Here is a 25,210-nt window from a genome sequence, read left to right as displayed (position 1 = left end):
GCGGCAGCGCGCATACACGCGCACGCACTGAGTACGCCGGTGGGCGGGACCCTGCGCGGGTCCCGCCCACCGGCGTACTCAGTGACCGGGTGCCGGGCGACGGACGAAGGCGGCCCGGCCCCGGGGTCCGGCTACGGCTCGAACTTGTAGCCGAGCCCGCGGACCGTCACCAGGTAGCGCGGCGCGCCCGGGTCCGGCTCGATCTTGGCGCGCAGCCGCTTGACGTGGACGTCGAGGGTCTTGGTGTCGCCCACGTAGTCGGCGCCCCAGACCCGGTCGATGAGCTGCATCCGGGTCAGCACGCGCCCGGCGTTGCGCAGCAGCATCTCCAGCAGGTCGAACTCCTTCAGCGGCAGATCGACCTTGGTGCCGCTCACGGTGACCACGTGCCGGTCGACGTCCATGCGGACGGGACCGGCCTCCAGGGCTGCGGGGGCGACCTCCTCGGGCTCGCCCCTGCGGCGCAGCACGGCGCGGATACGGGCGACCAGTTCGCGCGAGGAGAACGGCTTGGTGACGTAGTCGTCGGCCCCTATCTCCAGGCCCACCACCTTGTCGATCTCACTGTCCTTGGCGGTCACCATGATGACGGGGACGTTGGAACGGCCGCGCAGCTGACGGCACACCTCGGTGCCCGGCAGGCCGGGCAGCATCAGGTCGAGGAGAACGAGGTCGGCGCCGTTGCGCTCGAACTCGTCGAGGCCGTCGGGCCCGGTGGCCGCCACGGCGACCTCAAAGCCCTCCTTGCGGAGCATGTACGACAGGGCGTCGGAGAAGGACTCCTCGTCCTCGACGACGAGCACTCGGGTCACGGAAGGACCTCCGGGGAGGGAAGCGTTTCGTACGCGGATGGGTCGGGGGAGTGGGGGGAGGAGGTGGACCGTCCGGTCTCGGCGTTGAGGCCTTCGGGTTCGTCCTGGTGGGACGGCTGGGGTGTGCGGTCGGGGGCGGGGGCCTCGGGAAGCCGCAGGGTGAAGGTGGAGCCCTGGCCTTCGGCGCTCCACACGGTGACTTCCCCGCCGTGCGAGGCAGCCACGTGCTTCACGATCGCGAGGCCGAGACCCGTACCGCCCGTGGCACGGGAGCGGGCCGGGTCGACCCGGTAGAAGCGCTCGAAGACGCGCTCCTTCTCCTTCTCCGAGATGCCGATGCCCTGGTCGGTCACGGCGATCTCGATCATGTCCCCGCCCGGGTGGCCGGCCCTGCGGGCCGCTATGCCGACCCGTGTACGGGCGGGTGAGTAGTTGACGGCGTTCTCGACGAGGTTACCGAGGGCGGCGGCGAGCTGGCCCCGGTTACCCCAGATGCGCAGGTCGCCGGTGGCGGTCGATTCCGCCCTGAGCCCGGGCTCGCCCTGATCGGCGCCTTCGGGCATCCACACGTTCGAGGCCATGGTGATCTGTTTGGTGCCCGCCGCATGCCGGCAGCGGTCGACGGCCTCCGCGACGAGGTCCTCCACGCGGACGGGTTCGGCGTCCTCGAGCGGGTCGTCGTTCTGGACCCGGGAGAGGTCGATGAGTTCCTGCACCAGGTTGGTGAGGCGGGTGGCCTCGCCCTGCATGCGGCCGGCGAAACGCTCGACGGCCTGGGGGTCGTCGGAGGCGTCCATGACGGCTTCGGAGAGCAGGGAGAGCGCGCCGACCGGAGTCTTCAGTTCATGGCTGACGTTGGCGACGAAGTCGCGCCGTACCGCCTCTATCCGGCGGGCCTCGGTGAGGTCCTCCACAAGCAGCAGGACGAGGCGGGAGCCGAGGGGGGCCACCCGCGCGGAGACGGCGAGGGCCTCGCCGCGTCCGGTACCGCGGCGGGGCAGGTCCAGTTCGACCTGCCGTATCTCGCCGTCGCGCCGGGTGTCGCGGGCCATCTGCAGCATGGGGTCCACGGCGAGCTTCCCCCCGCGGACCAGCCCGAGGGCGTACGCGGCGGAGCTGGCCTTGACCACGCCGTCCGCCTCGTCCAGGACGACGGCGGAGGAACGCAGTACGGACAGCACCGTGTCCACGCCCGGCGGCAGCACCGGGTCCGTGTGCAGCGAGGAACGAGTGGGGCGTCTCTGTTCGCGCTCGCTGAAGCGGAACGCCAGCACGGCGATGACGCCGGTGAGCACTCCGGCGATCGCTGCCACTGCGGCGACCGCCGCGTTCACGTCCATGTGTCCAGGTTAGGCATGCGCCGACCGGTGACCACAGCCACAGGACGGCAAGCTCGAACACTCGTCGCCCAGAGTTCACCTCGGAGCCAGGGATGATTCATGTGAGGGGCCGGATTCGGACGCGTAGGGGACGGAACGTGAAAGCGTGGGGTTCGCACCGTCGGTCGCGCGGGGTTCGCGCTGTCGGCTGCGTGGCGGGGTAAATGCCCCGAAACTCCCACGGGAGCCCCGGCTCCCGAAACCCCTTCGGACGCAGGAGAGGAACCCTGATGCGGGACGCGTACCACGAGGAACTGGATTCGATCGGCGACGGTCTGGTGGAGATGGCCCGACTGGTCGGGTCGGCGATCGGACGCGCCACGACGGCCATCCTCGACGCCGATCTGAAGCTGGCCGAGAACGTGATCGAGGCCGACCAGAGGGTCGACGAGCTCCAGCACGAGCTGGAGGCCCTGGCCATAGCCCTGCTGGCACGCCAGCAGCCGGTGGCGACCGACCTGCGGATCGTCGTCACCTCGCTGCGGATGTCGGCCGATCTGGAGCGCTCCGGCGACCTGGCACAGCACGTGGCGAAGCTCGCGCGGCTGCGGTACCCGGAGCGTGCCGTTCCGCACGACCTGCACGCGACCATTCTGGAGATGGGCCAGCTCGCCCAGCGCCTGATGGCCAAGGCGGCCGAGGTGATCATCACCAAGGACGTCGACCTGGCGCTCCAGCTGGAGCAGGACGACGACGAGATGGACCTGCTGCACCGCGCGCTCTTCCAGCACCTGATGGACGACCGTTGGAAGCACGGCATCGAGACGGCCGTGGACGTGACGCTGCTGGGCCGCTACTACGAGCGCTACGCCGACCACGCGGTCTCGGTCGCCAAGCGGGTCGTCTACCTGGTCACCGGCGAGCACGCGGACGAGCTCCAGTCGGACATCCAGCCCGGCATCCAGGCCACGTCGGCGAAGGACGTCTGACCGGACGGCACAGAGAACACGGAGAACACGGCCAGCACGGACAGCACGGGGAATCGGCCAGGGGCGTGCGCGAGTGCCAATGCGCCGTTGATGCGCCGTTGATACGCCCGGTGGAGCGGGCGTCCAATGGGCACAGGCACCAGTCCTCGAGGAGGGACCCATGGCCGATTCACCCGGCTCCACCGGCACGACGCCCGATCCCACGCGGGAGCGCGAGACCGAGCAGCCGGCCGAGATCAGGAGCCTGACCCTGATCGCCGCGTGCGGCTGCGGCTCGGGCTGCGGTTGCGGCTGCCAGTCGGGCAGCCCCTGCCAGTGCGGCTGAGCCAGCCGCACCCTGTTCGCGCTGCCGCACTGTTCGCGCTTGTCCGCATGCACCCACGCCGAGGGCCCCGGCGGCCGGACGGCGACGGCGTCCTTCTGCCGTCGCCGTCCGGCCGACGCGGCCCTCGGCATCCCGGCCCCGGGAGGACTCAGGCGGCGCCGACCTCCGACCGCCCTTCACTCGAACGGGCGGGTGCGGGGGAGGCAGTGACAGGAGCGGCGATCGCGGCCCCGGCCGGAACACGTCGTATCAGCAGCCCGTACCCGAGCCCCGCCACCGTGCCGACGACGGCGCACACGCCCCAGAGCCACTCCGCGCCGTACCGGTCGATGACGAACCCCGACATCAGCGGGGCGACGAGCGCGGCGACGGCCCAGGACATGGTGTACATGCCCTGGTAGCGCCCGCGCCCGTGGGCCGGTGACAGCTGGACGACGAGCCCGGTCTGGGTGGGCGCGTTAACGATCTCGGCGAGCGTCCACACGCAGACGGTGAGCGCGAAGACGCCGACCGACCCGGCGAAGGCGGTGAGGCCGAAGCCGTACCCGGCGAGCAGGGACGAGACCACCAGCAGGCGACCGGGATCGCGGTGTTCGATGAACCGGGTGACCGGGATCTGCAGGACGACGATGAGGACACCGTTGACCGCGACGGCCATGCCGTAGTCGGCCGGCGTGAACCCGGCCGCGCCCATCGCGACGGGCAGTCCGACGGCCCCCTGCTGGAAGATCAGCGCGACGAGGAAGGACAGCCCGACGACGCCCATGAACCGCCCGTCGCGGAGCACGGTCCCGAGCCCCACAGCCTCCTCCCGCTCCGCCTCGGCGCTCCGCACGGGCTTCGACTCGGGCAGCTTCACGAAGACGACGATCGCGCAGACCATGGTCATCACGGCCTCGAGGAGGAAACCGGCGGCGTAGCTGTGCTCGGCGATGAAGCCGGCGGCCGTGGTGGAGACGGCGAACCCGAGGTTGATGGCCCAGTAGTTGAGGGAGAAAGCGCGGATGCGGTCCTCGGGCCGGACGATGTCGGCCATCATCGCCTGGGCGGCGGGCCGGGAGGCGTTGGAGGCCATGCCGACGAGGAAGGCGACGGCGGCGATGGCGACGGGGTCGCGCACGAAGCCGAGCAGGGCGACGCACACCGCGGTGGAGGCCTGCGCGACCAGCAGGGTGGGCCGCCGCCCGAGCCGGTCGGTCATCACTCCGGCGCCCAGGGACGACACCACCCCGCCGAGGCCGTGCAGGGCGGCGACGAGACCGGCGTAGGTGGCGGAGTAACCGCGGTCGAGGGTGAGGTAGAGCGCCATGAAGGTGGCGACGAAGGCGCCGAGGCGGTTGACGAGGGTGCTGGTCCACAACCACCAGAAGGCGGGCGGCAGCCCGGACACGGTCTCCCGGACCACCTTCCGAGCACGCATGGCGGACATCCTGGAACCCCCCGAATGTAAGCACCTGAACCGACAGGCACATATTACGAAGGCCGATGACCCGCTCACCACCCGATTAACGGACCCCGCCCACCCGCCCCGACGGCCCGACGGCCCGACGGCCCACCACTCACCCACCGGACGGGGGCGGCGGCCCACCCAGGGCTTCGATTACGCTCGGGCCCATGGCCGACGCACCGTACAAGCTGATCCTCCTCCGCCACGGCGAGAGCGAGTGGAACGCGAAGAACCTGTTCACCGGCTGGGTGGACGTCAACCTCACCGAGAAGGGCGAGAAGGAGGCGGTCCGCGGCGGTGAGCTGCTGACGGACGCCGGCCTGCTGCCCGACGTACTCCACACGTCGCTCCAGAAGCGTGCCATCCGCACCGCCCAGCTGGCGCTGGAGTCCGCCGACCGCCTGTGGATCCCGGTGAACCGCAGCTGGCGCCTCAACGAGCGTCACTACGGCGCCCTCCAGGGCAAGGACAAGGCACAGACCCTCGCGGAGTTCGGCGAGGAGCAGTTCATGCTGTGGCGCCGCTCCTACGACACCCCGCCGCCCCCGCTGGACACCGACGCCGAGTACTCCCAGTTCGACGACCCGCGCTACGCCACCCTCCCGCCGGAACTGCGCCCGCGCACGGAGTGCCTGAAGGACGTCGTCGTCCGCATGCTGCCGTACTGGTTCGACAGCATCGTCCCCGACCTCCTGACCGGCCGCACGGTCCTGGTCGCCGCCCACGGCAACAGCCTGCGCGCCCTGGTCAAGCACCTCGACGGTGTCTCCGACGCCGACATCGCGGGCCTGAACATCCCGACGGGCATCCCCCTGTCCTACGAACTCGACGCCGACTTCAAGCCGCTCAACCCGGGCGGCACCTACCTCGACCCGGACGCGGCAGCAGCGGCCATCGAGGCGGTCAAGAACCAGGGCAAGAAGAAGTAGCTTTCGTGATCACGCCTCCGGCCTGCGCTCACGGCGCGGGTCGGGGGCGTTTTCACGGCCGGGGCCCTCTGCGGGCCCTCGATACCCCGGCTCTTACGGCCGGAGTGCCAGGCCGAGCTCCCCCTGGACACGGTTTTGGCTACTGGACAGACTCTGTTGCTCCATTGCGGAGAGTGACGCCGCCCCGTCGACGGGGCGCAGGGAACGGGCCTCGCGAGGAGGCGGTCCGGCGCCCCGGCCGGCCCCTCTCGGACGCGGTGCGTGCCCCTCCCCCGAATAGAGCAGCAGAGTCTGGACATGAAGTGCGCCCACCCCTTCGACGTCAGCCCCGGACCGGAGTGCTCCAGGTACTCGTCGACGGCCTTGAAGCCCTCTCCCGCGTCCGAAGGCCGCCCGCCGTGCGGTGCTTCCGGCCGTGTCCCGCGAACCGGGCGCACGCATGTCGCGTGAGCGGGTGTCCGGAGGGCGTCTGCCCGAGCGCCGGTCTTTCCCCCCCCCCGGCCGGTCCGGGCCGGCGGATCAAGGCCCCAGGGGCGTCCTGTCCGGCCTGGACCACCGTGTCCCTGAGCGTGGCTCCAGAACGCGTCTCCGGGGCGAGCCCGGGGGGGCACCGGGAGATGGCATTCCGCAACAGGTCCACCGCATACGAGACGACCTCGGCCTCTTGGGGCGACGACCACAAACACGGGAGCAGTGCATTGCATTTGCGCAACTTTCGTTCATGCAAGTAATCCACCCGTAGCGGAAGAACGATCGGTGAGGTGAAATCCTTGAACGGATTCGTCGGGCGTCGCACAGAACTCGGTCTTCTGGATGACCTGCTGGCCCCCGTGCGAACCGGGTGGCCGTGGCGGGCGGCCCGGTCGCGCCGTGCTGATCCGGGGGCGGCGGCGCGTCGGCAAATCCCGGCTCGTGGAAGAGTTCCTGGAACGCACCGGGCTTCCCCATGTCTTCTTCACCGCAGTCGGCGGCTCGAAGGCCGAGGACCTTGCAGGCTTCGCCGCCGAGCTCGCCGCCTCTCCGCTCCCGGACGCCGGCCGGATCGCGGACTTCGCCACCCCGCAGACCTGGGACGCGGCCATGAGCCTGCTCGCCAGTGTCCTGCCTCAGGACACGCCCCGCGTGGTCGTGCTCGACGAGATGCCCCACCTCGTACGCGACGACCCCGCTTTCGAGGGCGCGCTGCAGAAGGTCTTCGACCGGACGTTGTCCAGGCTCCCCGTACTACTCGTCCTCATCGGCTCGGACATCGCGATGATGGAGCAGCTGAACACCTACGGTCACCCCTTCCACCAGCGCGGCACCGAGGTGGTCGTGTCTCCGCTCAATCCGGCCGAGGTCGCCGCCGTGCTCGGCCTCCCGCCGGCTGAGGCGTTCGACGCCTTTCTTGTCTCCGGCGGTCTCCCGCTCGTCCTTGAAGAACGGCCTCCGGGTGCCACCCTCTGGGACTACCTGGAGCAGGCACGGGTCCGTCCGACATCCGCCCTCCTCGTCAGCGGCGAGCGCACTCCGGCCGCCGAGTTCCCCACCGAGGCACAGGCACGCACCGTGCTGAGCGCCATCGGACACGGGGAACGCACCTTCACCCTCATCGGTCGGGCAGTCGGCGACCTCAATCCAGGCTCCGTGAAACGATCCCTGGAGTTCCTCACCAGCCGACGCATGGTGGCGACCGGTCTTCCGCTGTCCACCAGGCCGAGCCGCGAGAGCCGCTACAGCATCGCCGACCCATACCTGCGCTTCTGGCTCTCCTTCGTCGGACCCGGCATCCCCATGATCGAGCGCGGGCGTGGAGACCGTGTACTCGAGTCGATCCGCACCAGCTGGACGTCCTGGCGGGGCCGCGCCGTCGAACCTGTGATCCGCGAGGCCCTGTGGCGCCTGACCGACGACCGGCTGCCCGAGGCCACCCACGTGATCGGCGGCTACTGGACCCGCACCAACGACCCCGAAATCGACCTCGTCGGCGCCGACCGCTCCCCCATCGCCAAGAAGATCACCCTCGTCGGATCCATCAAGTGGCTGGAGAACAAGCCCTTCGACAACCGCGACCTCGCCCGCCTCGTCAGCCACCGCTCACACCTGCCCGGCACCGACAGCTCCACCCCTCTGCTCGCCGTCGCCCGCAGCGGAAGCAGCGCCGGCGGCATCCTCAGCCTCACCCCCGAGGACCTCATCACCGCTTGGGCGTGACACTCCCAGGGCCGTTCACCGGCAGTCACCACGTTCGTGCCCCGTCCGTGCCCTTCAGAGCGGCAACCAGCGGTCGATCACGACACTGGCAAACCAAGGCGATCGCAACCTCCAGCGACATCAGTGCAGTTCACAGCGTATACAGATGGGGGCAGATGGGGCAGCACCGGTGGTTCCCAAACTCAGGGCGCGAGTTCGCTTCTCGTCACCTCACGCCCGATGACCTCATCACCGCTTGGCCGTGACGCTCGGGACTCGTCGCTGTGCCTGGTGCGGTGGACGGCGGGTCCCGCTGCCTCCTCCCTTCCGGGCGACGTCCGGTGGTGGTCCGGTGTGTCGTCGCGCATGCCCGCCGCGCCGGCGGGTACGACCCCTCCGGGACGAGGGGCATCGCGGAAGCGGCCGAGGAACGAGGGGTGTCGGAAGTGATTCGAAAGCTGCAGGCGGTCGCGCTGGACTGCGCCGATCCGGTACGGCTCGCCGGGTTCTACGCGGATCTGCTCGGTGGCCGGGTGGTCGCGGACCCTGAGGATCCCGGCTGGGTCGAGGTGCACGGGTTCGAGGGGACACCTCTGGCCTGCCAGCGGGTGGACGGCTACCGACCGCCCGAATGGCCCGGCCAGGAGCGCCCGCAGCAGATGCACCTGGACTTCGACGTGGACGACCTCGACGGGGAGGAGAAGCGGGCGCTCACCCTCGGCGCGACCGTGCTGGAGCGGACGGACCAGCTCCGCCCCGGGGCCAACTGGCGGGTCTACGCGGACCCGGCCGGCCATCCGTTCTGCCTCTGCCTCCACTGACACCGAGTCCATCGGGCCCGCTGTGCCGGCCCGATGGCTGTCCCTGCCCGCACAGGCGCTACGAGCGCAGAGCCGAGCGCTTCCGGCCTTCGCCGGCATGGCCGACGCCCTCGTCCGCTACCGCCGCTACGCCGACCGAGCCGACTTCTTATTCGTTTGCCGCAGGCCGGCCCGGCCGGATGGGAAGCCTGCGTGCTGAAGGGCAACAGGGTCGCCCCGAGGGCCCCGGTACGAGGACGACATCCCGGTCCTGCGGACCGAGTTGTACGACGCCGTGGTCAACTCCTCGCGAGCCGGAGGCCGGCCGTGGCGGCCGGTCACGCCGGGTGCGAAGGACCCGCGGCTCGTGGTGGACGACGAGGAGCAGGGGCACGTCCCGTTCTCGGTGGTGGAGCCGGACGGCGGCACACTGGCCGGCACCGCGACCCTGTGGGGCATCGACAACCACAACCGGTCCGCGCACATCGGGCTGGGGCTGCTGCCGTCCTCGCGCGGCAAGGGCTACGGCACCGACGTGGTCGCGGTGCTGTGCCACTACGGTTTCGTCGTGCGCGGTCTGCAGCGGCTGCAGACCGCGACGCTGTCGGGCAACACCGCAATGCTGCGCTCCGCCGAGCGCAACGGCTTCGTCCGCGAGGGCGTGCTGCGCTCCTCGGCCTGGGTGATGGGCGAGTTTCTGGACGAGGTGCTGCTCGGACTCCTCGTCCAGGGCTGGAGGCCGGACGCGAAGGGCTGGGCTGCCGTCCGTCCGTAGAACTCGTCGAGGCCGGTGAACAGGACGCGGTCGTCGTTGCGTGCCGCTTCGGCGCGCAACGCTTCACCGAAGCCTGCGGCGCTGAAGCAGGCGAGCGCGCACCGCGTGGTGTCCATGGCTCGGCCGGCGAGGAGTTCCCGTGCCCGGGCGAGACGCTCCCGGTGGCTCATCCCCATGACCGTGTCCCACTTCGCCCCGCCGAGCAGGTGCACCGCCGGCTTCCTGTCGCCGGACCCGGGTTCGGCCACGGCGACACCGCCCCGGATCTGCCTCCGTGCGGCCTGGCCGGTCACCACGCCGCCACCGACCTGGCCCAACACGGAGTCGAGCAGGGGCCGCCCGGGTCCAAGGACGTCCTCCCGGCACACGGCCTCGAAGTGGGGCCCGGCGGCCTGAGCCGCGAAGCGCTCCGCCGACTGTGCCCATACGTCCTACGCCTGGCCGGCCTCCAGGCGGGCCCAGGGCCGCATCACGGCCTCGTAGAAATTGATCAGTGGCTCGGTGATGCGGTACTGGGGCTTCCCGGCCCTGAAGACCTCCGTTTCCCGCAACTGACCGTGCAACCGTTGCTGGTCGCCCCGGCCGGGGTTCTCTTCTCACCGCTGCGGCGTGGGCGTCTGCGGGGCGTGGCCCGGTCGCCGGTCGCCGGTCGGAGCCACTCGTGTCAGTGGCCGAGGGCGTTCTTCAGCTGCTTCTTGGTCATCGAGGAGCGGCCGTGGATGTTGCGCTTCCTGGCCTCCTGGTACAGCTGGTCCTTGGTCGGTCCTTCCGCGCCGCTGTGCGAGCGTCGTCCACCGCGCTCGTAGGCCGACTTCGGGTCCTGTGTGGAGGCTTTGCTCGCGGTCCTGGACTCGCCCGACCTGGCCCGCTCCTTGTTGACCGTCCGGGCCGCGATCTCCTCGGCCCGCTTCGGCGACTCGCCGCGGTCCTCGGTGCTCTCCTTGATGTGCTCGTACTGACGTTCGCGCTTGGCGTTGGATCCGGCCGGCATGCTGCTTCTCCCTGTCTCGCGCCGTCGCTGGCTCGCGGCCCCGCGGTCCCGCCCGGCCGGCGTCAGGCCGGGGCTGGGGCCGTCGGGGTGGACGGGTTCCCCGCGGCGGCCCGCCCGAACAGGCGGCGGCGATCGCCGTGAGCTGCTGCAGACCACACGCGAGTGACCGGTACACCGTCGACTCCACCAGCACCACTGCGGCCCACGGCGCCACGAACGCCATCGGCGCCTCGAGCCACCAGCCCACCACCGCCCACACCACCCAGGCGGCCAGCCCCCCTTGCCCCCTTGCCCCCTTGCCCCCCTTGCCCGCCTGCACCGCCAGATCCCGCTCGCGGCCCGGCCCTTCCCAGGCCCGCCGTACCGCCGATACGGCGGTCCCGGCCCAGCGTCGGACAGCCCTGTCCGCCCCGTGCATCCACCCCGTGGAACAGCAGGTGCCACCCCAGGGACGAGACTCACCCACACAGAAGAGAAGCCCGAAAAGATCGGTATGTCCGCCCTCATGCATAGGCGGCGGTGAGCCGGATACCCGTGAGGGATGGCGCGGACAGTGGGATGGCACAGGAAACACGACGGGCAGACCTCTGCGGAGAGCCGTGAGGCCGGGAGCCGCCGGGTGGAGGACCGCCGGGCGGGACGCGCTCCTGACGCCGGGCCCGACGAACGGGTGGAGGAGCGGGCCCCGGACAGTCCGACGGACCTGCCCGCACGCTCCTGGATGGCGGTCCTGAAAGGCACGCTGAAGGAGTTCAAGAAGGACGAGCTGGCCGACCGGGCCGCCGCGCTGACCTACTACTCGATCCTGGCGCTGTTCCCCGCGCTGCTGGCGCTGGTGTCGCTGCTGGGGATCGTCGGGCAGTCGGCCACGCAGACGGTTCTGGACAACATCGGGCAGCTCGCGCCGGGCGCGGTTCAGGACGTCCTGCGTACCGCGGTGCAGCAGATGGAGGGCCAGAGCGGGATCGGCTCGATCGTGGCGATCGTGGGTCTGGTGCTGGCGGTGTGGTCGGCTTCGGGCTATGTCGCCGCGTTCATCCGCAGTGCCAATGCCGTCTACGACGTCCCAGAGGGCCGTCCGGTGTGGAAGGTGCTGCCGGTACGGGTCGGTGTGACCGTGGTGCTGATGGTGATGGCTGTGATCAGTTCGCTGATCGTGGTGTTCACCGGCAGCCTGGCCCAGCAGGTCGGCAGCGCGCTCGGGATCGGTGACACGGCGCTGACCGTCTGGTCGATCGCGAAGTGGCCGGTGCTGTTGCTCCTGGTCACCATCATGATCGCGATCCTGTACTGGGCCACCCCGAACGCGAAGGTCCGCGGCTTCCGCTGGCTCACACCGGGCAGCTTCCTGGCCCTGCTGATCTGGATGATCGCCTCGGCCGGGTTCGCCGTGTACGTGGCGAACTTCGGCTCGTACAACAAGACCTACGGCACGTTCGCCGGTGTGATCATCTTCCTGGTGTGGCTGTGGATCACCAACCTGGCCATCCTGCTCGGCCTGGAGTTCGACGCGGAGCTGGCCCGCCAGCGCGCCGTCGCCGGTGGCCATCCGGCCCGGGAGGAGCCCTACGTCCAGCCGCGCGACACCAGGAAGTGGGACGAGGAGGACCACCGCCGCCTCGGAAACGGAGAACCGCGCGCGGGCCGTCCGGAGGAACGGCCCGACACCCAGCGATGACCCCCGGGATCCCGAAGGTCCTCAGGCTCTCCGGCACGGCCCCGATCACCACACGACGGCGTCGTCCGTCGGCTGCTGCCAGTACGTGGCCTCGGGCGAGTCGTCGACGTACGCACCCTCGGCGGGCAACGCGGGGTTGGCACCCTCACCGACGCTCTCGTTGCCGGACGGGCCACGGAAGTAGACGGCCAGGGACTTTTCCCCGTGCGAGAGGCCGCGGGGCTGCGCTGGCCGCGCATCCCGCCCATCTCGTAAGGGCGTTCAGCGGCGCCTACGGTATCGCCCCGCACCAGTACCTGATGTCCCGCCGGGTGGGCCGGGCCCGCCGGCTGCTGCTCGAGGGGCGGACGCCGAGTGAGGTCGCGGTGGCCACCGGTTTCTACGACCAGGCCCACCTCACACGGCATTTCCGGAAACTGGCCGGCGTCCCGCCGGGCCGTCACCGCGGGGGCCGGTAGCCCCTCCTGAAGCGAGGCACCGGCCTCCGGCCGGCCGGACAGCGGCTGTACAGCCGCGTCACGTCAGTCACGTCACGTCGACGTAGTCGCCCGCCGCCGTCACCCCGCCCGTCGTGGACGTCTCGCCGAACGTCCAGCGCCAATAACCGTCGGTGGCGGCCTTCACGGTGGTCCTCAGGGAGCCCGTGGAGTTCGCCCGCACGGTCTTGACCGTGGTGCAGGTGCTGGTGCCCGCCTGGCGGAACTGCAGCTTGGCCGGCTTGGAGCCGTAGCCGACGTACGCGTGCTGCACCCGGTCGGCACGCGTCAGCTTGCCCGTCACCGTGAGCGTCTTGTTCTTGGCGACCGGCTCCGGGGAGGCGTTGACCGTGGCCCGCGCGGCGCGTTTGACCTGGACCGTACCGAAACCGGTCAGGTCCTCCTCGGCCTTGAGCTTGTCGTCGGGGGTCCGGAGGCGGACGTTGACAGCGATCTTCCACGTGGTGGCGTCGTTGTGGGAGTCCAGGGTCCAGGGGGGCCGATGTAGAGCTCGCCCTCGACGTCCGCCGCGCGGGGTGTGTCGTCGTGGTAGATGACGAAGCCCGTGTAGACGCCGCCCCTGTCCCGGGCCTTGACGGCCGTGGTGTCGTGGTGTCGTGGTACAGGTACGGGAAGGCGGTGATGTCACCGGAGGTGTGGCCCACGGGCCAGGTCATGCGGAAGCTGACGCCTGGGTTCTTCTCCCCGGGAACGCCCACGATGACGGGCTTGCCCTTGTTCACGACCATGTCCGTCACCGTGACGCCGGTGTCGGCCGCGTGCGCGGACGGGGCGGCGAACGCCCCGAGGGCGAGCGCTCCCGTGAGCACGGCCACGGGCGCGGATCTGCCGGTGCGCATGCACGTCCTCTTCATGCGGGGACCCTGACCGACAGGGTCCGGATCGCGGCAGATTAACAGCACATTCCCGTACATCCGTTCGGAATTCCGCGGTGACCTGCGCGGTCGTCACCCCTCCGGGGACCGCTCGATCAGCCGGGCGAACGCGTCGAGGTTCCGGGTCGACTCGCCGCGCGACACCCGCCAGGCGTGCTCCTTGCGGATCGCGGTGGCGAACCCGAGCTCCAGGAGGGTGTTGAAGCTGCCGTCGGCCGCCTCCAGGACCTGGCCCAGCAGCCGGTCGACCTCGTCGGGGGTGACGGCGGCCAGCGGGAAGCGCCCGGTGACGTAGATGTCGCCGAGCGGGTCCACGGCGTAACCCACGCCGTACAGCTTGAGGTTGCGCTCGAGGAGCCAGCGGTGGACGCCTGCCTCGTTCTCGTCGGGGTGACGGACGACGAAGGCGTTGAGGGAGAGCGAGTGGCGGCCGACGATGAGGGAGACCGTCGTGGACAGCTTGCGGGTGCCGGGCAGCTTCACGACGTACGTGCCGGGCGCGGGGCTCTCCCAGTCGAGCTCGGCGTCCTTCAGCACGCCCTCGACGACCTGCGCCGCCCCCTGCTCCGCTTCCGCCGCCCTGTCAGCCATGGTGCGAGCGTACGTGACGGCGGTGCGCCTGCGTCGCGGCCGTGTAGACGTCGGCCGTGGCGGCGGCCGACCTGTCCCAGCCGAAGGACAGGGCGTGCCGGGCGGCGGCGGCGCCCATCCGGTCGACGAGGTGCGGCGCGTCGGCGAGCTCGCGCAGCACACGCGCGTACGCGCGCGGGTCGTGGCCCTGGACGAGGAAACCGGTGTCCCCGTCCCGTACGGCCACCGGCAGTCCGCCGACCGAGGCCGCGAGCACCGGCGTGCCGGCCGCCTGCGCCTCTATGGCGACCAGACCGAAGGACTCGCTGTAGGAGGGCATGACGAGGACGGAAGCGGCCCGGAACCAGTCGGCGAGCTGCTCCTGCCCGACCGGCGGACAGAACCGCACGACGTCGGCGATGCCCAGGCGGGCGGCGAGTTTCTGCAGCCCTTCGGGCTTGGCGAGGCCGCTTCCGCTGGGGCCGCCGACGACGGGGACGCAGATCCTCGAGCGCAGCCCGGGACGCTCACCGAGCAGGACGGCCACCGCGCGGAGCAGCACGTCCGGAGCCTTGAGGGGCTGGATGCGGCCCGCGAAGAGCGGAATCAGGGCGTCCTGGGGCAGCCCGAGGCGGGCGCGGGCCGCGGCCCTTCCGTCGGCGGGGCGGAACCGGGAGAGGTTGACGCCGGGGTGGACGACGGCGACCTTGTCCCGCCCCGCCGCGTAGTGCCGGACGAGTTCGTCCGCCTCCTCGGCGGTGTTGGCGATCAGCCGGTCCGCGGCGGCGACGATCTGGGTCTCACCGATGACGCGGGCGGCCGGTTCGGGGGTGTCGCCGGCGGCGAGGTTGGCGTTCTTGACCTTGGCCATGGTGTGCATGGCGTGCACCAGGGGAACGCCCCAGCGCTGGGCGGCGAGCCAGCCGACGTGGCCGGAGAGCCAGTAGTGGGAGTGGACCAGGTCGTAGTGGCCGGGACGGTGGCCGGCCCACGCCTGCATCACACCGTGCGTGAAGGCGCACAGCTGGGCCGGCAGCTCCTCCTTGGCGAGGCCCTCGTAGGGACCGGCGTCGACGTGCCGGACGAGGACACCGGGCGCCAGGTCGACGGTGGGCGGGAGGGCGGCGGCGGTCGCGCGCGTGAAGATCTCGACCTCGATGTTGATCGCGGCGAGGCGCTGGGCGAGCTCCACGATGTAGACGTTCATGCCGCCGGCGTCGCCGGTGCCCGGCTGGTGGAGCGGTGAGGTGTGCACGGAGAGCATCGCCACACGGCGGGGCCTGCGGTGCAGTCGCAGCCGTGGGGGTGTGGCGGGGGAACGCCGCCCGAGCCTGGCCGTGTACTGGCTCACGTGCCGGTCCTCCTCGCTGCGGGCATGGCGTGCGGGGGCGTGCGGAGCCCTCCAGCCGTCCAACACCAAAGGCGGGTGTCCCCATTTCCGGACGGCCTCCCCGGATCGCGTTTTTACCGAACCATTACCGAGCATCGCTCAACCGTTCGAGTGCAAGGTGCGTTACAGGGAAAGGGCCTGTCCGCGCGGACAGCGGCTCCCGTCGGTGCCCCGTCGGGCCCGTTCGAGTCCGTTCGAGTCCGTTCGGTGCCGATCCGGTCCTGTTCCGGTCCTGTTCCGGGTAGCCGCATACCCTCGTACGCATGACCGCCCGCGCCGCCTCCCTCCACCGCTCTCGACTCCGCTCGAGCGGGGGGACCCCCATGAACGGGGCGCCCCCCGTCGTGGGCGCGGTGACGCGTGGAACGACCAACCCGAACCGCCTGCGCCGCATGGACCGCTGGATCGCGGCCACGCACGGCGCCGAACTGCGCCGTGCGGAGACCCCCCTCGCCGTCGACCTCGGCTACGGCGCCGCCCCCTGGACAGCGGTCGAACTGCTGCACCGCCTCCGCACCGCGGCCCCCCGCGCGCGCGTGGTGGGCGTCGAGATCGAACCGGCCCGGGTCGCGGCGGCCCGCCCCCACGAGCGGGAGGGGCTGTCCTTCCGGCACGGCGGCTTCGAGATCCCGCTCCCCGGCCGGCCGACGCTGGTCCGCGCGGCGAACGTCCTGCGCCAGTACGACGAGGCCGAGGTCGCCGCCGTCTGGCAGCGGCTGTGCGCGCGGCTCGCCCCGGCCGCCCCGGAGCGGGGCTCACGCGGAGGACTGCTGATCGAGGGGACCTGCGACGAGGTCGGGCGGCGACACGTATGGGTCGCCCTCGGCCCCGAGGGGCCGCGCACGGTCACGTTCGCGACCCGCCTCGGCTCCCTGGAACGCCCCTCCGACCTGGCGGAACGCCTGCCGAAGGCGCTCATCCACCGCAACGTCCCCGGCGAGCCGGTGCACGCCTTCCTGCGCGACTTCGACCGCGCCTGGGCGGCAGCGGCACCCTACGCCTCGTACGGCGCCCGCCAGCGCTGGATCCGTACGGTGCGGGACCTCTCGGCCGACTGGCCGGTGACGGACGGCCCGGCACGGTGGCGGCAGGGCGAAGTCACGGTGCGGTGGGAGGCCTTGGCACCGCGGGGGTGAGGCGGCACTCCGATGCCCCCTGCCCCCTGCCCCCGGACCGGCGCCGGGAACGGTCGCCGCGAGTCGTTCGTCCCATCGACGGGCCGGTCGCCATGGCGAGGAGAGGGGGAGGGGAAGTGTCACCTCTGGTCACTTCCCAGGCCGGCGTGGCGACATCCCCCCGACGACGGGATGTCGCTGACGGTTGATCAGCTCGGGGGCGGGGCCATGGGGACGGACAGGCGCACTCTGACGGCGACGGCGGTGACCGTGGTCTGCGCGATCACCGTGCTGGCGGCACCGGGCGCGGCGTTCGCGGCCCCCACTCCCCCGCCGTCCCCCGGTCCGAGCACGAGCGCCGGAGCGGACCCGGGCGCGGCCCCGTCCAAGGATCTCGAAGCCGTACGCAAGGAGCTCGACACGCTCTACCGCGCGACGGCCGTCGCCACCGAGGAGTACGACGCCGCCGAGGAGAAGACGAAGCAGCAGTCCGCCGAGATCGTCGAGCTGGCCGAGAAGACCGTCAAGGGCCGGGAGAAGCTCGACGACCTGAAGGCCCGCGCGGGCGCGTCGGCCGCTTCCCAGTACCGCGGCGGCGGACTCCCGCCCGAGGCCCGTCTGATGCTGAGCGACACCCCGCAGAACTTCCTCGTCGACGCGGGCCGGATACGTCAGGGCCAGCGCGCGGCCAAGAACCTGCTCGGTGAGATGAAGCGTACGCAGGAGGACCTGGAGCAGTACGCGGAGGACGCCGAGGCCCAGTGGCGGAAGCTGGAGACGGGTCGCGAGGCGAAGGCCAAGGCGCAGAAGAGGATCGAGAAGCAGATCGCGGCGGCCGAGAAGGTCGAGTCCGATCTGGAGCAGGAGGAGAAGGAGAAGGAGAAGGAGAAGGAGAAGGAGAAGGAGAAGGAGAAGGAGAAGGAGCGCCTGGCCGAACTGGAACGTCGGGCCGCGCGGAGGGCCCAGGCCGCCTGGCTGAAGTCCGGCGCCCTCGACGGCGCCGCGGCCGAGGCGACCGGGCAGGGCGAGAAGGCCGTCGCGTACGCCACCGCGCGGATCGGCAAGCCGTACGTGTGGGGTGCCGAGGGCCCGAAGGGGTACGCCTCTCGGGGCTGACCTCACAGGCGTGGACACCCGCCGGGCAGGGCATTCCGCGCACCTCGCAGGAGCAGTGGCGGCAGCTGCCGCGCGTGGCCGTCGGGGACATGCGGCCGGGCGACCTCATCATCTACTGGGACGACGCCAGCCATGTCGGCATGTACATCGGCGACGGCTCCATGGTGCACGCCCCGCGCCCGGGACGGACGGTGACGACCGCCGGCGCCGGTTCGATGCCGGTCCTCGGGGTGGTACGCCCGGGCGGGACCGACAGCGGAGGCGAAGCGACGCCGGGGACGCGGGCCGAGTGACCCGGGGCCGGCCCTCCCGCCCCCTCCGCCCGGTCCGCCCCGGACTGCTCCGGCCCACCCGCCCAACACCCCCGTGACCTGGACCACGTGACCCGGCCCACGTGACGGGCCCCGCCAAACCCCCGCGCACGTGACGTTCGTCATTCGGGATGCATCCTCGACGCCTGTCCAAATGCCGCCCATAACGCGGCATATGACACCGGCGGATGGCCGAACGGCGTGCTCCACGCCATTCCGCTGCGGCGCCGACACCCGCTATCGTCCCCGCTGGAAAAGAGCACCCCTGCTCGCAGGCAGTTCGTGAGCACGGGGGACGGGCCGAGACCCCGCGCCCCCACCACGCCCTCGGGGGGAGGGAAGGAACCCGAAACGATGCCCGTGCCCATACCGCGGCAGCGAACGCTCCCGGCCGCGGAAAGCGGTCAGGCGCACGCCGCACCCATGAACAGCGGCCCCACCGACGGCACCCCGGCGGCCGGGACCACGGTCCCACGCCCCGCGGAGCACACCGCGGACAGCGCCACCACCCCCACCGACACCGAGAACCACACGGAGAAGGCCAGGACCAGGATTACACCGGACAGCGCCGGGGCGACCTCGACCGCCCCCACCAACCTCACCCTGCTGCTGATCGAGGACGACCCGGCAGGCTCGCCGATCGTGCCCGCGCTGCTCGACCGGAGCGGCAGGCCGGTCCGCGTCCGCACCGCCCGCAACCTCACCGAGGCCGAGCGGCTGCTGACCGACGACGTCCACTGCATCCTGCTGGACCTCGCCCTGCCCGCACCCGGCGGCCGGGCGGCGAACGGCGCCGGCAACAGCGACGGCAGCGCCGGCGGTGCGGGGGACGACGAGCTCGCCGTGCTCAAGCACGTGCTGGAGCTCGCGCCCCGGCACGCCGTTCTCGCGCTGACCGCGTCCGGCGACGCCGAGCGGGGCGCCGAAGCGGTACGCGTGGGCGCACAGGACTACCTCTTCCGCGACGAGCTGGACGGCCGGCTGCTGAGCAGGGCGATCCGGTACGCGGTGGAGCGGAAGCGCTCCGACTCGGCCGAGCGCCGGCTCGCCGAGGGCAGGCTGCACGCCCGGGAGAACCGCCGGCTGGAACGCGGGCTGTTGCCGACGCCGCTCCTGACCGGCTCCCCGCTCCACTTCGCCGCCCGCTACCGTCCGGGCCGCTCACGCGCTCTGCTCGGCGGCGACTTCTACGACGTCGTCCGCACCCCGGACGGCACCGTGCACGCCATGATCGGCGACGTCTGCGGTCACGGCCCGGACGAGGCAGCCCTCGGCGTGGAGCTGCGGATCGCCTGGCGCGCGCTGACGCTCGCGGGCCTGTGCGGGGACGAGCTGCTGGGCACGCTGCAGCAGGTGCTGGAACACGAGCGCGCGGACGACGAGATCTTCGCGACCCTCTGCGCGGTGGACATCTCCCCCGACGGCCGGGAGGCGGGCCTGTGGCTGGCGGGCCATCCGGCACCGCTGCTCGCCCGCCCGGGACACCCCGCGCGACTGCTGCCGTACGACGACAACGGCCCCGCGCTCGGACTGCTGCCCGGCACCTATTGGCCGCGTGCGCAGGTGGAACTGGGTGCCGAGTGGAGCCTGATGCTCTACACCGACGGCCTCATCGAGGGCCGCGTCGGCGACACCGGGGAACGGCTCGGCCAGGACGGCATGGTCGGCATGGTCCGCCGTCGGCTCACCGACGGCCTGCGCGGCGAGGAACTGCTTCAGGCGGCGGTCGACGAGGTCCGCGACCTCAACGGCGGCGAGCTGACCGACGACGTGGCGGTACTCCTCCTGGACCGGGTACCCCAGCCGCAGCCGCGTCCCCAGCCGTAACCTCAGTCGTGGCCGCAGCCGCTGCTCCCCGTGCGGTCCGTCCTACCGTCCGCCGTTGTACGGACCGTACGGGCCGTCGCTGCTGGATCCCCTGCGGCTGCGCCCGCCGCCGGAGAGGCCGCGCAGGGCGGGACGGACGTCGACCATGTAGACGATGGTCGCGATCAGTCCGATGATCGGCAGGAACGACAGGATGTTGAAGATCAGGTTCACCACGAAGGCGAGCCCGAGGATGATCAGCCAGAACGGCTTGGTCTTCTTGTCCGCCGCACGGTAGGCGTCCTCACGCCGGGTGGCCGCGTCGATCAGCGCGAATCCGCTGAAAACGATCAGGGCCGCGCTCAGCAGCCACATGAACCCAGCGAAGCCCTGCATCAGCACAACGTCCACCACCCGATTCGGCTTGTCCTTACGCGGTTCACCGTACCCACAACCGCCGGCCGGCTATCCGTAGAACGGGCCGGACACCACAAGAGTGCCCGGCCCGTCCAGGTTCCCCCACGGCTCACCTCTGCGGTTCCGCCCGCGCCTACTCGGCGGGCGGCGTCGTCTTCTTGGCCGTGGGCTTGCGCACCGGCGCCTTCTTGGCGGCGGGCCTCTTCGTCTCGGCGGACACGGAGGGAGCCGGGACGGTCTTCTCGTCCTTGGCGTCCTTGGCGTCCTTGGCGTCCTTGGCGTCCTTGGCGTCCTTGGCGTCCTTGGCGTCCTTGGCGTCCGTGAACTCGACGGCCTCGAGCTTCGGCTTGGGCTCGCTCTTCGGCTCGACGGCGACGGCGATGTCCTCGATGCCCTCGGCGGCCTCGCCGCGCCAGGTCCGCACGGTCTGCTCGCCGTGCTCGGCGACCTTCTCGTAGGTCTCCCGGGCCTTGACGGCGTACTCGGCGGCGACGCCGACGCCGCGCAGGGCGAGGTCCTGAGCGCTCTCGCCGAACTTCTTCAGGTCCGTGTCGAGCGAGCCGAAGAACTCTCCGACCTTGGCCTGGACGGTCTCCTGCGTCTCCTTGACCCTGATGGTCGCCTTCTCCTGCACGGCCTTCGGGTCGGTCTGGCGGACGGCCTCGATGCGCGAAGGAGCCTCGGCACGGATCTGCTCCACCAGCCCCGGCACCTTCCTGGCCTGCTGCAGGGCGAGGTCGGCGGTGCCGGCGGCGAAGTAGAGGGGGGTCGGGTGGCTGAAGGTCTTGCGCAGGTCGTCGGTGATGGCCATGGTGGGGGTCCTCCCGGATTCGTTTTCGGCTGAGGGTCTGTGTGATCCGCGGCGGCGGCCGGTGCCCTGGTCCGGCTCAGCCGGCCGTCTGCTGCGGATCGGTGTCACTGCCGCCGGCCGTACGGGGGCGGCGCTCGGCGGACGTACCGCCCCTGCGGGCGGAGGGAGCCCGGCGCCTGGCGGACGCACCGCCACCGCCCTGACGCCCTCGCCTCATCCCGGCACCACCCACGGAACCGTCCGGAACCTCCCGGACCTCGGCTGCCTGAGCGGTACCGGCACCACTGGTGCTGCCCGTCGTCTCACCGTCCTCGGGACCCGCAAACCCGTTCTCCTTGCGGAAGGACTCATAGATCTGGAGGAGCACCTGTTTCTGACGCTCGGTCAGGGTGAGGTCGGCGAGGATGACGGCCCGTGTCTCCACGTCGTCACGGTCCCGCTCGGCGTCGAGGATGCCGGCGCGCACGTACAGTGTTTCGGCGGAGATCCGCAACGCCTTGGCGACCTGCTGCAGCACCTCCGCGCTCGGCTTGCGCAGCCCGCGCTCGATCTGGCTCAGATATGGATTGGACACCCCGGCGGCATCGGCGAGCTGCCGCAGCGACAACTGCGCGTTGCGCCGCTGTTCCCGCAGATACTCACCGAGATTGCCGACGTTGAGTGATGCCATGCCTCCACCCTGCCCCACTACGCTAACTATTGCAAGCAGTCGCTTGCAATAGTGCACCATGCCGTGCTGCGGCTGAGCGCGCCACTTGACCACTGCTGTCCGTTCCCGGTCTATCTGCGGTTTCCCGCCGAGTCTGCGATGTGGAGTGAACGAGTCCCGGGCGACCTGCGCAGCAAGCTGCCCCAGCCGGGCCACTGCCCGCGACGTTCGTCCGCGACACAGCGGTGCCCTGTCTACTGAGGGGCCTCGCGTTTTCCGGACAGTGAGCTGACCGTCTATTTCACGCGGCTATGTGCAACTCCGTGTATTCGGCGTGGACTTCTCGCGGCGGGCGGTAACCAACAGCCGAGTGGAGGCGCTTGCGATTGTACCAGAGTTCGATGTATCGAGTGATGTCCTGTCGGGCGGCCTCTCGGGTCAGGTAAGTCACGCGGGAAACCCGCTCGTTCTTCAAGGCCCCGAAGAACGATTCTGCCATGGCGTTGTCGAAGCAGACCCCGGTACGCCCGGAAGATCTGCGGAGCCTGAACCGCTTCAGCGTCGCCGCGAACTCTGCTGACATGTAGTTCGACCCGCGATCGGAGTGAAATATCGCGCCGTCGGCGAGTTTCCTGTTCCGTGCCGCGTTGCGAATTGCCTGGGATATGAGGGGAGTTTGATAGTGGTCGTCCATCGCGTAGCCGATGACTTCCTTCGTGCAGCAGTCGATGACGGTCGCGAGATACAGCCACCCTTCTCCGGTCTTGATGTAAGTGATGTCGCCGACGAGTTTCTCGCCGGGGGCGTCGGCGGTGAAGTTGCGGCCGACGAGATCCGGCACGGCGCCCGCGGCGGCCTTGGTGAGCGACCACCGCTTCGGCTTCGGCTGGCAGGGCACCAGGCCCAGTTCACGCATCAGCATACGGATCAGCTCCAGGCCGGCGGTGTGGCCCCAGCGGGCGAGCTGGGCGTGGATGCGCCGGTAGCCGTAGGTGCTGTCGGACATGTCGAATGCCTTCTTGATGAGCAGTTTCAGTTCCTCGCGCCGCTGGACCGTCGCAGAATTGGGACGGTTCCGCCATTCGTAATAGCCAGACTTGGACACGCCGAGCCGTTCACACATGAACTCGACGGAATACGCGCACTCCGCTGTGCCGAGCCGCATCGTTTCGATGAACTCGTACTTGCTCGCTACCGGGGATCCTTCGCGAAGTACGCTGCGGCTTTTTCAAGAAGGAGACTTCCGCCTCCAGTTCACGGATGCGCCGGTCCTGTTCCTTCAAGCGCGCCCGCTCATCGAGCGTCAACGGTGCACCGGCAGCTGGCTCGTTCCGTTTCTGGTGTTTCTTCACCCAGCCCCGGAGTGTCTCCGAGTTCAATTCGAGCTCGCGGGCCGTCTCCGAGATGGTCTTGCTGGACCGGAGTGCCATCTGGACGGCTTCCTCACGAAACTCCGGGGTGTACTTGCTGGGTGGCGCCACTTCGAACTTCCTCATTTCCTTGACAGAACAACCCTATTGGGTCCCTGTCCGGAAACTCCGGGGCACCTCAGGTGAAGGTCTACGGCGTAACCGTGGCGATGCCGCAGGGGCATAGCCGGACACCTAACCCATCGATCGATCAGCGGTGAACGTGGGAACCGTCCGCGATCCGCTCCCGACCCGAGTCGCCTCCAGCAGCACGGAACGGGATAGGCGCGTTGCCCGCCGAAGGACGTGGACGGGGCGGAGCCGCCGTAGTACTCCGAGGCCGGGAAAGCCGGCCGCACGGGGAAGGGCGGCAGCGTGACAGACAAGGAGAGGACTGCAATGTCCGAAGATGCCCTGGTGAACACCGGGGCCGGGATGGCCGCCGCTTGGCGGCCGGGTGTCCCGGTACGGAAGATGCAGCTCAAGTTGCACCAGTGGGCGCGGGCAGATGTCTCGCGCCGATTCGATGATCTGTACAACCTGGTCTACGATCCGGGGTTCCTGATCGATGCCTGGCACAGGGTCGCGGGCAACACCGGGGCGAAGACGGCTGGGATCGACGGGCTGACCGTGGCCGCGATCGAATCCGGGCCGGGAGTACAGCCGTTCCTGATGGACATCAGGGACGAGCTCAAGGCGCGGACCTACCGGCCCGCGCCGGTGCGGCGCACCCAGATCCCCAAGTCCAACGGGAAGATGCGTGATCTTGGCATTCCGACCGTGAAGGACCGGGTCGTGCAAGCCGCACCGAAGGCGGTCCTGGAGCCCATCTTCGAGGCCGACTTCCTGCCGGTCTCCTACGGGTTCCGGCCGGGCCGCCGAGCCCATGACGCCATCGCGGAGATTGTGTATCTGGCCCGCCGGGGCTACTCCGTAGTCCTGGAAGCCGACATCGAGGCGTGTTTCGACAACATCGATCACGTCGCCCTGATGGACCGGCTACGGGCCAGGATCTCTGACAAGCGCGTCCTGGCGCTGGTGAAGGCGTTCTTGAAGGCCGGGGTCATGCACCACGGCATCGCCAAGGACACCCCCACCGGCACTCCCCAGGGCGGGATCCTCTCCCCGCTGCCGGCCAACATCGCTCTGACGGCACTGGACAAGCACTTCCACGTCCAGTGGCACACCCGGATGGGCACCAGCTGGCAGCGCGAGAAGCGACGCAAGACTGGAACGGGAAACTGGAGATTGGTCCGCTACGCGGACGACTTCGTCGTCCTCGTTAGCGGCCCGGCCCACCGGGCCGAGGCCCTGCGCGAGCAGGTCGCCGAGGTCCTGGCCCCGATCGGACTGCGGCTTTCACCGGAGAAGACCCGTGTGGTCCACATCGATGACGGCTTCGACTTTCTCGGCCACCACATCCGCCGCCAGCGGAAACGCGGCACGAACAAGCTCGTCGTCTATACCCGGCCCTCGAAGAAGGCCATCAAGGCCGTCAAGGACCGAGTCTCGGAACGGACCTACAGACACACCCAGAATCAGAGTCTGGCCACCCTCCTGGAGGGCCTGAACCGGACGATGACCGGGTGGGCGACCTACTTCCGACACGGCACGGCGAAGCGGACATTCAACGCGGTCGACCACCACGCGTGGCACCGCGTCGCGATCTGGCTCCGCCGCAAACACGGCATCCCCAGCAGCCAGTTGAAGGGATTCTGTGACCAGGGATGGAGGTTCGCCGACAGCGGCACCGTGTTCCTCGGCGCATCCAGCGTCATGATCGAACGCTACCGCTACCGCGGAGCTCGGATCCCGACTCCGTGGACCATCGAACCGGCAGCCAACAACGGCTGACCGCTGGGCAAGCCACGTGGAGAGCCGGATGCGTGGCCAACACGCACGTCCGGTTCGGGTCGGCGGCCCAGAGAAACGGAACGGCAGCAATGCCGCCACCGCGCTCTGGGCCGACCGCACATGGTCAATCACCGGTTCGGTCCACGCCGCATC

At 70.4% G+C, this 25,210-nt stretch carries 21 protein-coding genes and 5 pseudogenes; 13 read left to right on the top strand and 13 right to left on the bottom strand.

All coding sequences use genetic code 11. The annotated features are described in order from the left end of the window. Nucleotides 1-131 precede the first annotated feature (131 nt). Together HUV60_RS18350 and HUV60_RS18345 are read right to left on the bottom strand one after the other, a co-directional pair. On the bottom strand, nucleotides 132-812 hold the full coding sequence (locus HUV60_RS18350) for a response regulator transcription factor (protein WP_042168908.1): 681 nt from the start codon (nucleotides 810-812) through the stop codon (nucleotides 132-134). Continuing rightward, on the bottom strand, nucleotides 809-2,152 hold the full coding sequence (locus tag HUV60_RS18345) for a sensor histidine kinase (RefSeq protein WP_257848344.1): 1,344 nt from the start codon (nucleotides 2,150-2,152) through the stop codon (nucleotides 809-811). The genes HUV60_RS18350 and HUV60_RS18345 overlap by 4 nt, the downstream gene beginning before the upstream one ends. 269 nt (nucleotides 2,153-2,421) lie before the next feature. Here HUV60_RS18345 and phoU point away from each other — a divergent pair, with 269 nt between their 5' ends. Further along, nucleotides 2,422-3,120: a phosphate signaling complex protein PhoU gene (gene phoU, locus HUV60_RS18340; protein ID WP_257848343.1), complete on the top strand. Its 699-nt coding sequence runs from the start codon at nucleotides 2,422-2,424 to the stop codon at nucleotides 3,118-3,120. 160 nt (nucleotides 3,121-3,280) lie between these two features. After that, nucleotides 3,281-3,445, top strand: coding sequence for a hypothetical protein (locus tag HUV60_RS18335; protein ID WP_257848342.1), 165 nt, complete (start codon nucleotides 3,281-3,283; stop codon nucleotides 3,443-3,445). A gap of 148 nt (nucleotides 3,446-3,593) precedes the next feature. Here the strand turns inward: HUV60_RS18335 and HUV60_RS18330 are convergent, their stop codons facing one another. After that, entirely contained in the window at nucleotides 3,594-4,874 is a 1,281-nt protein-coding gene (locus HUV60_RS18330) for an MDR family MFS transporter (RefSeq protein WP_257848341.1), read from the bottom strand. Between the two features lie 185 nt (nucleotides 4,875-5,059). On the opposite strand from HUV60_RS18330, the gene HUV60_RS18325 reads away from it, so the two are divergent. From HUV60_RS18325 to HUV60_RS18310, 4 genes and pseudogenes are all read left to right on the top strand, one after another. After that, nucleotides 5,060-5,821, top strand: coding sequence for a phosphoglyceromutase (locus HUV60_RS18325; protein WP_257848340.1), 762 nt, complete (start codon nucleotides 5,060-5,062; stop codon nucleotides 5,819-5,821). Between the two features lie 770 nt (nucleotides 5,822-6,591). Then, nucleotides 6,592-8,014: pseudogene (locus HUV60_RS18320) on the top strand (ATP-binding protein). Nucleotides 8,015-8,439: 425 nt separating this feature from the next. Continuing rightward, a complete protein-coding gene (locus HUV60_RS18315; RefSeq protein ID WP_257848339.1) occupies nucleotides 8,440-8,814 on the top strand; it encodes a VOC family protein in 375 nt (124 codons plus the stop codon). 192 nt (nucleotides 8,815-9,006) lie between these two features. Continuing rightward, a pseudogene (locus tag HUV60_RS18310) lies at nucleotides 9,007-9,568 on the top strand (GNAT family N-acetyltransferase). A 664-nt stretch (nucleotides 9,569-10,232) separates the two neighbouring features. On the opposite strand, the gene HUV60_RS18305 reads toward HUV60_RS18310, so the two are convergent. Further along, entirely contained in the window at nucleotides 10,233-10,559 is a 327-nt protein-coding gene (locus tag HUV60_RS18305) for a plasmid stabilization protein (RefSeq protein WP_257848338.1), read from the bottom strand. Between the two features lie 124 nt (nucleotides 10,560-10,683). Beyond that, nucleotides 10,684-10,977 (bottom strand): annotated as a pseudogene (locus tag HUV60_RS18300) (hypothetical protein); the annotation flags it as partial. A 123-nt stretch (nucleotides 10,978-11,100) separates the two neighbouring features. Between HUV60_RS18300 and HUV60_RS18295 the strand changes: the two are divergent. Both HUV60_RS18295 and HUV60_RS18290 read left to right on the top strand, forming a co-directional pair. After that, nucleotides 11,101-12,237 carry a YihY/virulence factor BrkB family protein gene (locus HUV60_RS18295; protein ID WP_257848337.1) on the top strand — a complete coding sequence of 379 codons (1,137 nt, stop codon included), beginning with the start codon at nucleotides 11,101-11,103 and terminating at the stop codon, nucleotides 12,235-12,237. A gap of 221 nt (nucleotides 12,238-12,458) precedes the next feature. Continuing rightward, nucleotides 12,459-12,695 (top strand): annotated as a pseudogene (locus tag HUV60_RS18290) (helix-turn-helix domain-containing protein); the annotation flags it as partial. A gap of 67 nt (nucleotides 12,696-12,762) precedes the next feature. Here HUV60_RS18290 and HUV60_RS18285 read toward each other — a convergent pair. Continuing rightward, a complete protein-coding gene (locus HUV60_RS18285) occupies nucleotides 12,763-13,362 on the bottom strand; it encodes a hypothetical protein (protein ID WP_257848336.1) in 600 nt (199 codons plus the stop codon). An 80-nt stretch (nucleotides 13,363-13,442) separates the two neighbouring features. Between HUV60_RS18285 and HUV60_RS18280 the strand changes: the two genes are divergently transcribed. Beyond that, nucleotides 13,443-13,601, top strand: a complete 159-nt coding sequence (locus HUV60_RS18280; protein WP_257848335.1) for a hypothetical protein — start codon at nucleotides 13,443-13,445, stop codon at nucleotides 13,599-13,601. Nucleotides 13,602-13,681: 80 nt separating this feature from the next. On the opposite strand, the gene HUV60_RS18275 is transcribed toward HUV60_RS18280, so the two are convergent. After that, nucleotides 13,682-14,200 (bottom strand): YbjN domain-containing protein, encoded by a 519-nt coding sequence (locus HUV60_RS18275; RefSeq protein WP_257848334.1) that lies wholly within the window; start codon nucleotides 14,198-14,200, stop codon nucleotides 13,682-13,684. Continuing rightward, nucleotides 14,193-15,530 carry a D-inositol-3-phosphate glycosyltransferase gene (mshA, locus tag HUV60_RS18270; RefSeq protein ID WP_257848333.1) on the bottom strand — a complete coding sequence of 446 codons (1,338 nt, stop codon included), beginning with the start codon at nucleotides 15,528-15,530 and terminating at the stop codon, nucleotides 14,193-14,195. Before mshA ends, HUV60_RS18275 begins: the two co-directional genes overlap by 8 nt. A gap of 383 nt (nucleotides 15,531-15,913) precedes the next feature. On the opposite strand from mshA, the gene HUV60_RS18265 reads away from it, so the two are divergent. The 3 genes and pseudogenes from HUV60_RS18265 to HUV60_RS18255 all read left to right on the top strand — a co-directional run bounded on the left by HUV60_RS18265 (nucleotide 15,914) and on the right by HUV60_RS18255 (nucleotide 19,938). Further along, nucleotides 15,914-16,705, top strand: coding sequence for a class I SAM-dependent methyltransferase (locus HUV60_RS18265; protein WP_257850144.1), 792 nt, complete (start codon nucleotides 15,914-15,916; stop codon nucleotides 16,703-16,705). Nucleotides 16,706-16,912: 207 nt separating this feature from the next. Then, nucleotides 16,913-18,093, top strand: a pseudogene (locus HUV60_RS18260) (NlpC/P60 family protein). A 372-nt stretch (nucleotides 18,094-18,465) separates the two neighbouring features. Continuing rightward, nucleotides 18,466-19,938: a PP2C family protein-serine/threonine phosphatase gene (locus tag HUV60_RS18255; protein ID WP_257848332.1), complete on the top strand. Its 1,473-nt coding sequence runs from the start codon at nucleotides 18,466-18,468 to the stop codon at nucleotides 19,936-19,938. Nucleotides 19,939-19,980: 42 nt separating this feature from the next. Here HUV60_RS18255 and HUV60_RS18250 read toward each other — a convergent pair whose 3' ends face one another. The 5 genes from HUV60_RS18250 to HUV60_RS33955 form a co-directional block, all read right to left on the bottom strand. Then, nucleotides 19,981-20,313 (bottom strand): DUF2516 family protein, encoded by a 333-nt coding sequence (locus HUV60_RS18250; RefSeq protein WP_257848331.1) that lies wholly within the window; start codon nucleotides 20,311-20,313, stop codon nucleotides 19,981-19,983. Between the two features lie 154 nt (nucleotides 20,314-20,467). After that, nucleotides 20,468-21,145, bottom strand: a complete 678-nt coding sequence (locus tag HUV60_RS18245; protein WP_257848330.1) for a hypothetical protein — start codon at nucleotides 21,143-21,145, stop codon at nucleotides 20,468-20,470. A 76-nt stretch (nucleotides 21,146-21,221) separates the two neighbouring features. Next, nucleotides 21,222-21,815 carry a helix-turn-helix domain-containing protein gene (locus tag HUV60_RS18240; protein WP_257848329.1) on the bottom strand — a complete coding sequence of 198 codons (594 nt, stop codon included), beginning with the start codon at nucleotides 21,813-21,815 and terminating at the stop codon, nucleotides 21,222-21,224. Between the two features lie 280 nt (nucleotides 21,816-22,095). Further along, the gene (locus HUV60_RS18235) at nucleotides 22,096-22,959 is read right to left on the bottom strand and encodes an IS3 family transposase (RefSeq protein WP_443047338.1); all 864 of its coding nucleotides are present in this window, start codon (nucleotides 22,957-22,959) and stop codon (nucleotides 22,096-22,098) included. After that, nucleotides 22,910-23,290, bottom strand: a complete 381-nt coding sequence (locus tag HUV60_RS33955) for a transposase (RefSeq protein WP_257853085.1) — start codon at nucleotides 23,288-23,290, stop codon at nucleotides 22,910-22,912. The genes HUV60_RS18235 and HUV60_RS33955 overlap by 50 nt, the downstream gene beginning before the upstream one ends. Nucleotides 23,291-23,602: 312 nt before the next feature. On the opposite strand from HUV60_RS33955, the gene ltrA reads away from it, so the two are divergent. Beyond that, a complete protein-coding gene (gene ltrA, locus HUV60_RS18230) occupies nucleotides 23,603-25,057 on the top strand; it encodes a group II intron reverse transcriptase/maturase (protein ID WP_257848328.1) in 1,455 nt (484 codons plus the stop codon). Nucleotides 25,058-25,210 lie beyond the last annotated feature (153 nt).

This window comes from Streptomyces sp. KMM 9044, from assembly GCF_024701375.2.
In the GTDB taxonomy this organism is placed as follows: Bacteria; Actinomycetota; Actinomycetes; order Streptomycetales; family Streptomycetaceae; genus Streptomyces.
Note: the sequence above shows the minus strand (reverse complement) of the source record. Positions and strands in the feature narration are given on the sequence as shown.

What these genes read in the sequence shown, in the direction of transcription:
- HUV60_RS18345 (WP_257848344.1), bottom strand. Translation starts at nt 2,152, where the DNA reads ATGGACGTGAACGCGGCGGTCGCCGCAGTGGCAGCGATCGCCGGAGTG.
- HUV60_RS18245 (WP_257848330.1), bottom strand. Translation starts at nt 21,145, where the DNA reads ATGGCCATCACCGACGACCTGCGCAAGACCTTCAGCCACCCGACCCCC.
- HUV60_RS18330 (WP_257848341.1), bottom strand. Translation starts at nt 4,874, where the DNA reads ATGTCCGCCATGCGTGCTCGGAAGGTGGTCCGGGAGACCGTGTCCGGG.
- HUV60_RS18255 (WP_257848332.1), top strand. Translation starts at nt 18,466, where the DNA reads ATGCCCGTGCCCATACCGCGGCAGCGAACGCTCCCGGCCGCGGAAAGC.
- HUV60_RS18235 (WP_443047338.1), bottom strand. Translation starts at nt 22,959, where the DNA reads ATGCGGCTCGGCACAGCGGAGTGCGCGTATTCCGTCGAGTTCATGTGT.
- HUV60_RS18305 (WP_257848338.1), bottom strand. Translation starts at nt 10,559, where the DNA reads ATGCCGGCCGGATCCAACGCCAAGCGCGAACGTCAGTACGAGCACATC.
- HUV60_RS18325 (WP_257848340.1), top strand. Translation starts at nt 5,060, where the DNA reads ATGGCCGACGCACCGTACAAGCTGATCCTCCTCCGCCACGGCGAGAGC.
- HUV60_RS18275 (WP_257848334.1), bottom strand. Translation starts at nt 14,200, where the DNA reads ATGGCTGACAGGGCGGCGGAAGCGGAGCAGGGGGCGGCGCAGGTCGTC.
- HUV60_RS18295 (WP_257848337.1), top strand. Translation starts at nt 11,101, where the DNA reads ATGGCGCGGACAGTGGGATGGCACAGGAAACACGACGGGCAGACCTCT.
- phoU (WP_257848343.1), top strand. Translation starts at nt 2,422, where the DNA reads ATGCGGGACGCGTACCACGAGGAACTGGATTCGATCGGCGACGGTCTG.
- HUV60_RS18250 (WP_257848331.1), bottom strand. Translation starts at nt 20,313, where the DNA reads ATGCAGGGCTTCGCTGGGTTCATGTGGCTGCTGAGCGCGGCCCTGATC.
- HUV60_RS33955 (WP_257853085.1), bottom strand. Translation starts at nt 23,290, where the DNA reads ATGAGGAAGTTCGAAGTGGCGCCACCCAGCAAGTACACCCCGGAGTTT.
- HUV60_RS18240 (WP_257848329.1), bottom strand. Translation starts at nt 21,815, where the DNA reads ATGGCATCACTCAACGTCGGCAATCTCGGTGAGTATCTGCGGGAACAG.
- HUV60_RS18335 (WP_257848342.1), top strand. Translation starts at nt 3,281, where the DNA reads ATGGCCGATTCACCCGGCTCCACCGGCACGACGCCCGATCCCACGCGG.
- ltrA (WP_257848328.1), top strand. Translation starts at nt 23,603, where the DNA reads ATGTCCGAAGATGCCCTGGTGAACACCGGGGCCGGGATGGCCGCCGCT.